We start from the raw sequence: 10,123 nt of genomic DNA, 5'->3' as shown, positions 1-10,123 counted from the left end.
CAAAGCGTTTTCGATCTTGATCGATGTAACCGCTGCGCCCTGAAGCGAAGACAAAAGCACGCGGCGAAGCGCGTTGCCCATGGTCAGGCCAAAACCGCGTTCCAGAGGTTCGGCAACGAAAGTTGCTTTGCGCTTCGGATCTCCGCCGGGCTTGATATCGAGGACGTTGGGCTTCTTCAGTTCTTGCCAGTTCTTCATATTGACAGTCATGGACTTCCCCTAATGGTTCAAAGAGCGGGTTTGGACGACGTTTCCGCTCTGAATGTAAAAATGTGAGACCGGCCAGCCTGCCTGCCTCGAAAGCTCAGGCGGTATTTAGACCCGGCGTCTTTTGGATGGACGAACGCCGTTATGCGGGATCGGTGTAACGTCACGGATCGACGTGATCGTGAAACCAACTGCCTGAAGCGCACGAAGGGCTGACTCACGACCGGAGCCGGGGCCTTTCACTTCTACTTCAAGCGTACGCACACCGTGGTCGGCCGCTTTTTTGCCGGCATCTTCCGCTGCAACCTGAGCTGCATATGGTGTTGATTTACGAGAGCCCTTAAAGCCCATCATGCCTGCGGAGGACCAGCTTATCGCATTGCCCTGAGCATCGGTGATGGTGACCATCGTGTTGTTAAAAGTGGCATTGACGTGCGCTACGCCTGCCGAAATATTTTTGCGCGCGCTCTTCTTTATGCGCTGCGGTTCGCGTGCCATGTGATAAATTCCTACCTAATATCTTGAAGATACTCATCCGAAGACAAGTCTTATTTCTTTTTGCCGGCAATCGCTTTGGGCTTGCCTTTACGGGTGCGCGCATTGGTATGCGTACGCTGTCCGCGAACTGGCAGGCCTTTACGGTGACGCAGGCCGCGATAGCAGGCCAGATCCATCAAACGCTTGATGTTCATTGCAACTTCGCGTCGCAAATCGCCTTCAACCGTGTGATCGGCGTCAATCGTTTCACGAATGTGCAAAACTTCCTGATCGGTAAGGTCCTGAACCCGACGGGCCGGATCAATCTTCAATTTCTCAACAATTTCAGCCGCAGCGGTGCGTCCGATACCGTGAATGTAGGTAAGCGCAATGATTACGCGCTTGTTAGTGGGGATATTTACCCCAGCAATACGTGCCAATATTTTTCTCCATGCTCCACAAGGACCGATTCGCCGGACCTTATCTCATCGCCAAGTCGTTAAAAACACACCCGAAACGCACAAAACCAGCGGACGCACGAAGGGCGCTGCCGGTTGTGTTGGATTTCGAATAGCTGTGAGGTAGGAGGAGTCGCGCGCGCTGTCAAGCGCAGGAATGAAACGATCATCAAATCTTAAGAAAATGGTGTTCCACATTTTCGTTCTATAACAAGTTGGTCGGCAATTATCGCGATAGTCGTTACGAAGCAAGCGATGCAGGCCGGACCGCCCTCGTCGTCACCCAAATAGCTTCGCAAGAGACATAATGCAATTCCGCATCTCCATCCGGCATGATGCTTAACTCGCTCGTGATTGAAATTATCTATTGAAATGGCATTGATAGTTCAGTTTGATCTATATGTTCGCTGAACGCTAGACGCTCCTCGCGACAGCCGGATCGGTGTCCCGCAAGCTGCGCGCTTCTTGGAAAGACCATTTCAAAAATGTTGATGATGATTTTCGCGGCTGTTGCCGGATTGGTGGCACTGGTGGGTGGCGGGGAACTGCTGGTACGCGGCGCTGTGCAACTGGCGGAGCGGGCGCGGGTAACGCCCCTGATCGTCGGCCTGGTAATCGTCGGCTTCGGCACGTCGATGCCGGAGTTGGTCACCAGCGTCGAGGCCGCAATGCGCGATGCCCCGGGCATTGCCTGGGGCAATATTATTGGCTCCAACATCGCCAACAGCCTGCTGATACTGGGTATGGCCGCCGCGATCACCCCGATCATTCTCGGTCAGGGCAAGATATTACGTGATCCCCTGATAGCCGTCTCCGCATCGGTCCTGCTATTGCTGCTGGCAATCAGCGGCAGCGGAACCTTTCTTCTGGGCCTGGCGATGCTTGCCGGCCTCGCGACCTATATTGTCTATTGCTACCGGCAGGAGAAACGTATCGAGCGACAAGCCGGAACCGACCATGTCGCCCCGATTGACAAGGCGATTGCGCTGGAACTGACCGATCCGGCACTCCACGGGAAGCGCAACGGCTGGGGCAAACCGGTCGCCCTCACCTTGCTCGGGCTATTGATCCTGATCGGCGGCGGACATCTTCTCGTCGGCGCTGCCGTCGATATAGCCAGAATATTCGGCTTGTCCGAGACGCTCATCGGCCTGACCATTGTCGCAGTTGGTACGTCGCTGCCAGAACTCGTGACCACGATCATCGCTGCATGGCGCAAACAGGCGGAAGTCGCCTTCGGCAATGTCATTGGATCCAACATCTACAATATATTGGGCATTGGTGGCGCGACAATGTTGCTGGCGCCCGGCGCGATACCGAGCGAGCTGATCAGTCGCGATCTGCCGGTGATGGTCGCCTCTGCCATTCTGTTGCTGCTGGTTTGTTTTTTCTTCCGGAAGTTCGGGCGGGTAACCGGCCTACTCCTGGTCGCGGGCTATTGTGCCTATCTCGGCATATTGGTGGCTGCGGCCCTTTAGGAAGAACAATAGCGGCGGATATATATTACCGGCGACGCGGCGAATGATTTGATCCGGTTCAACATAAGTTCGAAAAGCACGCCGCATACCCTCAAGCCATTTTATCTTGCAAATTTGGCGGGACGCTCGGAATAGGGCGGAACAGATTGGGGACAGCTTTGACGATCCGTAACAAATATGATCTTTTCGAGATCGGTGGCGTAACCATTGCGCCTGGCAAGACCGGCGACATTGCGATCCCGATCAGCGACCTATCCGCCGGCATGCAGGCCAATTTGGAAGTGCGCGTGTTTCACGGCAAGCGCACCGGGCCGACGATTTTTGTCAGCGCGGCTATCCACGGCGACGAAATCATCGGCACAGAGATCATCCGCCGTGTGATGAAGAAGCTCCACCCGTCACGCATGTCCGGTACGGTGATATTCGTGCCGGTGGTCAATATGTTCGGGTTCATCACCCATAGCCGCTACCTGCCCGACCGGCGCGATCTCAACCGGTCTTTCCCGGGAACCGAAAAAGGCTCGCTGGCATCGCAACTGGCCAATATCTTCTCGACCGAAATCATTGATCATTGCTCTTTGGGCATCGATATCCACAGCGCCGCCCAGCATCGCTATAATCTTCCGCAGATCCGGATCGCGGCCGGCAATCCCGAACTCAAGGAACTGGCGCTCGAATTCGGGCCGCCAGTTGTCATCGAAGCGGAGCTGCGCCCCGGCTCATTGCGCGCGCTGGCACGGGAAGCCGGCGTCGACATGTTGTTGATGGAAGCAGGAGAAGCGCTGCGCTTTGACGAATTTTCCGTACTCACCGGTGTCAACGGCATCTTACGGGTGCTGAAAAAGCTCGAGATGATCGACACCAAGCGGCTCGGCAAGCGCGGCGTTCCTCCGGCCCAGGCCACCCGCACAGTGTGGCTGCGCTCGACCAGAGGCGGGATCTGCCGCATGATCTCGCCATCCGGAAGCAAGGTCCACAAGGGAGATATGGTCGCCTGCATCAGCGACATATTCGGTGATGGCGAAGAAGCGATTCTCTCCCCGGTCGACGGCATTGTTATCGGCCACAGCAACCTGCCTGTGGTCAACCAGGGCGACGCCTTGCTGCACATTGCCGAAGTAAGAATATTTGATACCGTCGGGGAGCGACTGGAGCAGATCGAGGGCGCGATCACCAGCAACCAGCTGCTCGACGAGGACGAGGTTATTTAGGCTGACGCTGGCTCAATAGAAAAAGCCTGCCGGAGTCCGGCAAGACTCCAGCAGGCTGATGCAATTCCGGCGAACAGACTAGCCCTTGCCCTTGGTCTTGGTGTTTCCGGCTTTTGCCTTTGCCTCGATAAATTCGATGATCTGACCGGCGACATCCTTGCCGGTCGCCGCTTCAATACCTTCGAGACCCGGAGAGCTGTTTACTTCCATGATCACAGGACCGTGATTGGCGCGCAATATGTCAACGCCTGCCACGTTCAGGCCCATGACCTTTGCCGCGCGGATAGCGGTCGAGCGTTCTTCCGGCGTGATCTTGACCATTTTGGCCGAGCCACCACGGTGCAGGTTGGACCGGAAGTCACCTTCGGCGCCGGTCCGCATCATCGCCGCGACGACCTTGCCGCCGACAACGAAAATCCGGATGTCGCTCGAGCCCGCTTCCTTGATGAATTCCTGCACCAATATGTTGACGTTGAGGCCGCGAAACGCCTCGATCACCGATTTGGCGCTGTTGTTGGTTTCACCCAGCACCACACCAATGCCCTGCGTTCCTTCGAGCAGCTTGATAACCGCCGGCGCGCCGCCAACAATTTTGAGAACTTCGTCGGTCTGCTTCGGATCATGGGCAAAAGCCGTCACTGGCAAGCCGAGACCGTGTTTGGCAAAAATCTGCATCGAACGCAGCTTGTCGCGTGAACGGCCAACGGCGACGCTTTCATTCAGCGGCCACACGCCCATCATTTCGAACTGGCGTAGCACCGCGAGACCATAATGGGTGATCGACGCGCCGATACGCGGAATTACCGCATCAAAACCGGTCAGCGTTTCACCGTTGTACAATATGCTAGGGCGATGAGACGTGATGTTCATCGTGCAGCGCAACGTGTTGAGAATTCTCATTTCATGGCCGCGCGCTTCGGCGGCTTCGACCAGGCGTTTATGCGAGTAGAGTCTGGGATTCCGTGCGAGCATAGCGATTTTCATATATTATCTTTCTTCATGCCGGCCCAGCATCCATCGCTTGGCGCTGTTGACGAGGAAACCCCGTTTCAGCGCTCGGCGACCTATAAGGACCGGAAATATCATCGACTGCCGATTGGCAAGTGTCATATGCCCGAGCCACTCCAGTGGTCCGAGCTTCATGACTGTCTCTACCACATAACGGGTTTGCATGACACCATTACTACTCTTGATCCGGCGCTGTCCGTAGACCCGCGCTTCGCAATGATAGTCGGCTATGCCCGATCCCATCGGGATGGTAAATTTCACAAATTGCTGGCCATCTTTTTCAAATGGTTTGATCCGGGTGGCGTGGAGCGAAGAGGTCGCTGCTCCGGTATCAACCTTGGCGTGAAGATTCCTGACCCCCAGACCGGGGATGTCAATCAGCTCGCACCAACCGATTTCGCACGGCTCTTTGAGCTTCTTGGGAAGCCGTTTCACTTTAGGGTTTTGTGCTTGCGCCATCGGCCGATGATTTGGCCGATGGCGCTTTTTTGCGCAAGATAATTATGGTCTAGACGACACCATAAGCAAGCATGGCGTCAGCGACTTTTTTGAAGCCCGCTATATTGGCGCCCTTCACATAGTCGACATAGCCATCGCCCTGATCGCCATATTCGACGCATTTGCCGTGGATGCCTTCCATCAATTCGGTGAGCATCTCGCCGAGCCGCGCGTGGTTCCAGCTGATCCGCTCCGCGTTCTGGCTCATCTCGAGACCAGACACGGCGACGCCGCCGGCGTTGGCCGCTTTGCCCGGACCGTACATGATCTTGGCATCGTGGAAGACATGGACGCCTTCCAGCGTGGTCGGCATGTTCGCACCTTCGGATACGGCCATTACGCCATTGGCGACCAGTTCCTTGGCTTCCGTTTCGTTCAGTTCATTCTGGGTCGCGCATGGCAATGCCAGATCGCATGGTACGCTCCAGGGGCGTGCGCCCTCGTGATAGGATGCGCCGGTGAAATGGTCGGCATATTCGCTGATCCGGCCTCTGGTATGCGTCTTGTGATGCTTGACCCAGTCGATCTTTTCCTGATCGATGCCGTCAGGATCGTGGATAAAGCCGCCGCTGTCGGAGAGCGTGAGGACCTTGCCGCCCTGCTTGGTAATCTGCTCCGCTGCGTGGGTAGCAACATTGCCCGAACCGGAAATAACCGCGGTCTTGCCGGCGATCGCGTCGTTGCGATGCTTGAGCATATTTTCCATGAAATAGACCGCGCCATAGCCGGTTGCTTCGGGACGCATCTGCGATCCGCCATATTCTATGCCCTTGCCGGTCAGCACGCCTTCCCAGCGGTTGGTGATGCGCTTGTACTGGCCGAACATATAGCCGATCTCGCGGCCGCCCACGCCGATATCACCGGCAGGAACATCCGTGTCCGGACCGATGTGACGATAAAGTTCGGTCATGAAGGACTGGCAGAAACGCATGACTTCTCCGTCCGACTTGCCCTTGGGGTTGAAGTTCGCGCCGCCCTTGCCTCCGCCCATCGGCAGTCCGGTCAGCGAGTTTTTGAAAGTCTGTTCAAACGCCAGGAATTTCAGCACGCTTTCGGTCACGCTCGGATGGAAACGGATGCCGCCCTTATAGGGGCCGATCGCGTTGTTATTCTGGATCCGGAAACCGCGCTGGACACGGACGTTATGATTATCATCTTCCCAGCAGACCCGGAACGATACGACCCGGTCGGGTTCGGCGATGCGCCGCAAAATCTGAGCTGTATGATATGCTTCCTTGTCTTCGATGAAATCGAAAATATCCATCGCGACTTCCTGCACCGCCTGAACAAATTCAGGTTGGCCCGGATTGCGTTTCTTGACGCCTTCCATGAATGTTGGAAAATCTACATGATCGGATACGGCCATAGTCTAACCCCCTAAAAAGTGAATATCAGCACGACCCGATTATCACTGACGGCCTCCTCAAGCCTGCAGCAACTATGACACTACCATCCAACTATTAGGCCGGGTTGTAAACCCCCCGAACATCAGGAAGAAATCAGTTTTCGTCTTCATTGGGAGGGCTGTCGTCCGCTTCGCCGTCGACCGGGTCGGCGGAATTGTCGAGCGCGCCGGCATCAGCATCAGCAGGGCCGGCGAACAGGGCAGACAGGCGAGACAATTGCTCGCCGATCACCGAATCCACGGCCGGAGCAATCTCGTCGATAGGGAAATCCATATAGCCGCCCACTTTATACGTGAACCGCGCCACTGTGCTTTCGCCCTGCGGCTGGAGCTGCATCGTCAATGTGCCGATCACCGCTTCGCTCTGCAAGGGGCCGAGCGCGCCGGAAAGGCGAAGCATCTTGTTGTTATGGGCATAGATCACCCGCATGTGCTGAACGCTACCGTCGGAGGATTTGATATTGTCGGCCGAAGTCGTCCGGATTAGCTCGCAAAAGCAACCGCCAGCCTGCGGTATCAGATAGAAATTATCGGCATTGCCGGTCCAGCTATGGTCGCCGTTCCAATAGCGCGAAGGCGAGATCATCGCCTTCCAGACCGCTTCGCTGTCACCGGAGATTACCGTCTGATGTTGCACGGTGAAGCCATTGTCAGCGGTGTTGGTCACTTCCGCTTGCGCGGCAGTCACGCTGCAAAACGCTGCCATTCCCAAAAATGCGTGAAATGCCAGCTTCGCCATGACCGTATCTCCAGTAAAAATGTTCAGAGCGAAAGAACTGCCTCGATCGCGTCATTGACTTCCGCCATGCTGCCCATGCCGTTGACCTTGCGGACAATCTTGCGCGCTTCGTAAATCGGCAGGATCGGCGCTGTCTTGGCGCGATACTCCTTCATACGCGTACGGACAGTTTCTTCATTGTCGTCCGGGCGTCGTTTGAAATCCGTCGAACCACAGACGTCGCAGACGCCTTCCTTGGCGGGCTGTTTGAAACTGTCGTGATAGCCTTCACCGCAATTGCCGCAGGTGAACCGGCCAACAATGCGTTCGACCAACGCGTCTTCATCGACCGCTAGTTCGATGACATGAGCCAGCGAACGATTTCTCGCCGACAATATCTCGTCGAGCGACGCAGCTTGTGCAGCGGTCCGGGGATAGCCGTCAAAGATAACGCTTTTTTCGGGACCGAGCTCGTCGAGCTTGTCACCGATAATACCCGACACAACTTCATCGGGAACCAGTTCGCCCGCGTCCATCAATGCCTTGGCTTTCAGGCCGACTTCGGTACCGGCTTTTACCGCCGCCCGCAGCATGTCTCCGGTGGATAATTGCACCATGCCATGCTCGTCTTCAAGACGGCTCGCCTGCGTGCCTTTTCCGGCACCCGGTGGTCCCAACAAGATGATATCCATGAATTGCCCCTGTTGTCGTGTAATGATTCTGATCTGGACCTAACGCCTTCCGGCCTTAGCGTCTACGCCGACCGCCCTTGAGTTTCGCTTTCTTGAGCAGATCGCCATATTGCAGCGCCAGCAAATGGCTCTGGATCTGGGTCACCGTATCGACCGTCACATTGACGATGATCAGCAGGCTTGTTCCGCCAAGGAAGAAAATCGGAAGGTTGGTTTGCGCCATCACATATTCCGGCAATACGCAGACCAGCGCCAGATAGGCTGCACCGACCACAGTAATCCGGGTCAGCACATAATCGAGATAATCAGCGGTATTCTTGCCCGGGCGAATGCCTGGGATGAAGCCACCGTTTTTCTTGAGATTATCAGCCGTCTCTTCTGGGTTGAACACAACCGCAGTGTAGAAGAAGCAGAAGAAGATAATTCCCGCTGCATAGAGCGCCATGTAAAGTGGCTGGCCATGCGCCAGATATTGGTTGAGCATGATCACGAAATCACCAAAAGCCGATTCACCTGCTGTCGCGTTTCCGGCAAACTGACTGACCGTCAGCGGCATCAGCAACAATGAGGAAGCAAAAATTGGCGGGATCACACCAGCGGTGTTGACCTTCAGCGGCAGATGGCTGCGATCGGCCTGCATCACCCCATGCTGGGTCGCGCGCTTCGGATATTGGATGAGCACCCTTCGCTGGGCTCGCTCCATGAAGCAGATGAACAATACCAGTCCGACAACCATCGCGATCAAACCGACAATCAGCAACGGGCCGTAAGATCCGGTGCGGCTGCCTTCGAGCAGGTTACCAACAAATGTAGGCATCTGGGCGACAATACCGGCCATGATGATCAAGGAAATACCATTACCGATACCGCGACTGGTGATCTGCTCACCCAGCCACATCAGGAATAGCGTTCCGCCGACCAGACTGATGACCGCGCCAACCCGGAACATATAGCCAGGCTCGACCACCGCCTGCAGTCCCGACTGGGATGCAAAGCTTTCGAGGCCCACGGCGATAAAATAGCCCTGGACGGCGGTCAGGCCGACCGTACCATAGCGGGTATATTGATTGAGTTTCTTGCGGCCTGCTTCGCCGTCTTTCTTGATGGCGGCCAGCGTCGGCGACAGAGCGGCGGACAGCTGAACCACAATCGATGCGGTAATATAGGGCATCACGCCCAAGGCTATCAGGCTCATCCGCTCTAGCGAACCACCCGAGAATGTATTGAAAATATCAAGAACGCCGCCACGGGTCTGATCGTAAAGATCAGCCAGAACGACCGGATCGACACCCGGAAGCGGTACGAAGCTGAGTAGACGGAAAATGACAAGCGCACCAAGCGTAAACCAGATACGTTTGCGCAATTCGGTGGCTTGCCCGAATTTCGACAGACTTAGATTAGCTGCGACCTGATCGGCTCTTGATGCCATGCTTGACTTCCCTGCCCCAAAATTAGTTTGCCACGCGCCTCTGCTTGAGCAGAGGCCCATCTCCAACTATTGCGAATTGGTGCAATCTCCGGAGATGAATACCTTTATATAAAGGTATGCAACCCGCCCCATATCGGATGTTAGTCCATCAAAAACAAGGGGCCAGAAAAAGAGGCGCTAAATCTAGCGCCTCTCGAAGATCAGTCTTTGTTTTTCGCGCGGTTCGCGGCTTTTTTCTCGCGAGCTGGCTTGGAAGCAACAGCCTTTTTCTCACCCTTGGGACGGCGTTCGCCACCCGCTGGAAGAATTTCGACCTTGCCGCCGGCTTTTTCAACCGCAGCAACAGCAGCTTTCGAAGCGCCTGCAACGGTGATCGTGATTTTGGCTTTCAATTCGCCCTTGGCAAGCAGACGTACGCCGTCTTTGCCGCCACGAGCAAGACCAGCAGCTTTCAAAGTCGCGTGATCGATCGTGCCCTTGCCGTCGAGACTTTTGCTGTCGATGAACTTCTGGATCATGCCCAGGTTCACTTCCGCATAGTC

Annotated in this window: 11 protein-coding genes and 1 pseudogene; 2 read left to right on the top strand and 10 right to left on the bottom strand. The window is 55.7% G+C overall.

Annotated elements, in window-relative coordinates; genetic code table 11:
* From V7680_RS10475 to rpsM, 3 genes and pseudogenes are all read right to left on the bottom strand, one after another.
* Positions 1-210 (bottom strand): annotated as a pseudogene (locus V7680_RS10475) (DNA-directed RNA polymerase subunit alpha); the annotation flags it as partial.
* A gap of 105 nt (positions 211-315) precedes the next feature.
* Positions 316-705, bottom strand: coding sequence for a 30S ribosomal protein S11 (gene rpsK, locus V7680_RS10470; protein WP_067198370.1), 390 nt, complete (start codon positions 703-705; stop codon positions 316-318).
* 50 nt (positions 706-755) lie between these two features.
* The gene (gene rpsM, locus V7680_RS10465) at positions 756-1,124 is read right to left on the bottom strand and encodes a 30S ribosomal protein S13 (RefSeq protein WP_335653218.1); all 369 of its coding nucleotides are present in this window, start codon (positions 1,122-1,124) and stop codon (positions 756-758) included.
* A gap of 503 nt (positions 1,125-1,627) precedes the next feature.
* On the opposite strand from rpsM, the gene V7680_RS10460 reads away from it, so the two are divergent.
* Positions 1,628-2,620, top strand: coding sequence for a calcium/sodium antiporter (locus V7680_RS10460; RefSeq protein ID WP_335653217.1), 993 nt, complete (start codon positions 1,628-1,630; stop codon positions 2,618-2,620).
* Positions 2,621-2,766: 146 nt separating this feature from the next.
* Positions 2,767-3,831, top strand: a complete 1,065-nt coding sequence (locus tag V7680_RS10455) for a succinylglutamate desuccinylase/aspartoacylase family protein (RefSeq protein ID WP_335653216.1) — start codon at positions 2,767-2,769, stop codon at positions 3,829-3,831.
* Between the two features lie 78 nt (positions 3,832-3,909).
* On the opposite strand, the gene rimK is transcribed toward V7680_RS10455, so the two are convergent.
* From rimK to V7680_RS10420, 7 genes are all read right to left on the bottom strand, one after another.
* Positions 3,910-4,815: a 30S ribosomal protein S6--L-glutamate ligase gene (gene rimK, locus V7680_RS10450; protein ID WP_335653215.1), complete on the bottom strand. Its 906-nt coding sequence runs from the start codon at positions 4,813-4,815 to the stop codon at positions 3,910-3,912.
* A 3-nt stretch (positions 4,816-4,818) separates the two neighbouring features.
* Positions 4,819-5,298 (bottom strand): ATP-dependent zinc protease family protein, encoded by a 480-nt coding sequence (locus V7680_RS10445; protein ID WP_335653214.1) that lies wholly within the window; start codon positions 5,296-5,298, stop codon positions 4,819-4,821.
* A gap of 49 nt (positions 5,299-5,347) precedes the next feature.
* Complete coding sequence (gene gdhA, locus V7680_RS10440) at positions 5,348-6,703, bottom strand: NADP-specific glutamate dehydrogenase (protein ID WP_335653213.1); 1,356 nt, start codon at positions 6,701-6,703, stop codon at positions 5,348-5,350.
* Positions 6,704-6,836: 133 nt separating this feature from the next.
* Positions 6,837-7,481 (bottom strand): SRPBCC family protein, encoded by a 645-nt coding sequence (locus V7680_RS10435; protein WP_335653212.1) that lies wholly within the window; start codon positions 7,479-7,481, stop codon positions 6,837-6,839.
* Between the two features lie 23 nt (positions 7,482-7,504).
* The gene (locus V7680_RS10430) at positions 7,505-8,152 is read right to left on the bottom strand and encodes an adenylate kinase (RefSeq protein WP_335653211.1); all 648 of its coding nucleotides are present in this window, start codon (positions 8,150-8,152) and stop codon (positions 7,505-7,507) included.
* Positions 8,153-8,207: 55 nt separating this feature from the next.
* Positions 8,208-9,581, bottom strand: coding sequence for a preprotein translocase subunit SecY (gene secY, locus V7680_RS10425; protein ID WP_335653210.1), 1,374 nt, complete (start codon positions 9,579-9,581; stop codon positions 8,208-8,210).
* A 200-nt stretch (positions 9,582-9,781) separates the two neighbouring features.
* The coding region (locus tag V7680_RS10420) for an uL15m family ribosomal protein (protein WP_335653209.1) at positions 9,782-10,123 on the bottom strand (342 nt) is incomplete at its 5' end.

The organism is Parasphingorhabdus sp. (assembly GCF_036963705.1).
GTDB lineage: Bacteria > Pseudomonadota > Alphaproteobacteria > Sphingomonadales > Sphingomonadaceae > Parasphingorhabdus.
Note: the sequence above shows the minus strand (reverse complement) of the source record. Positions and strands in the feature narration are given on the sequence as shown.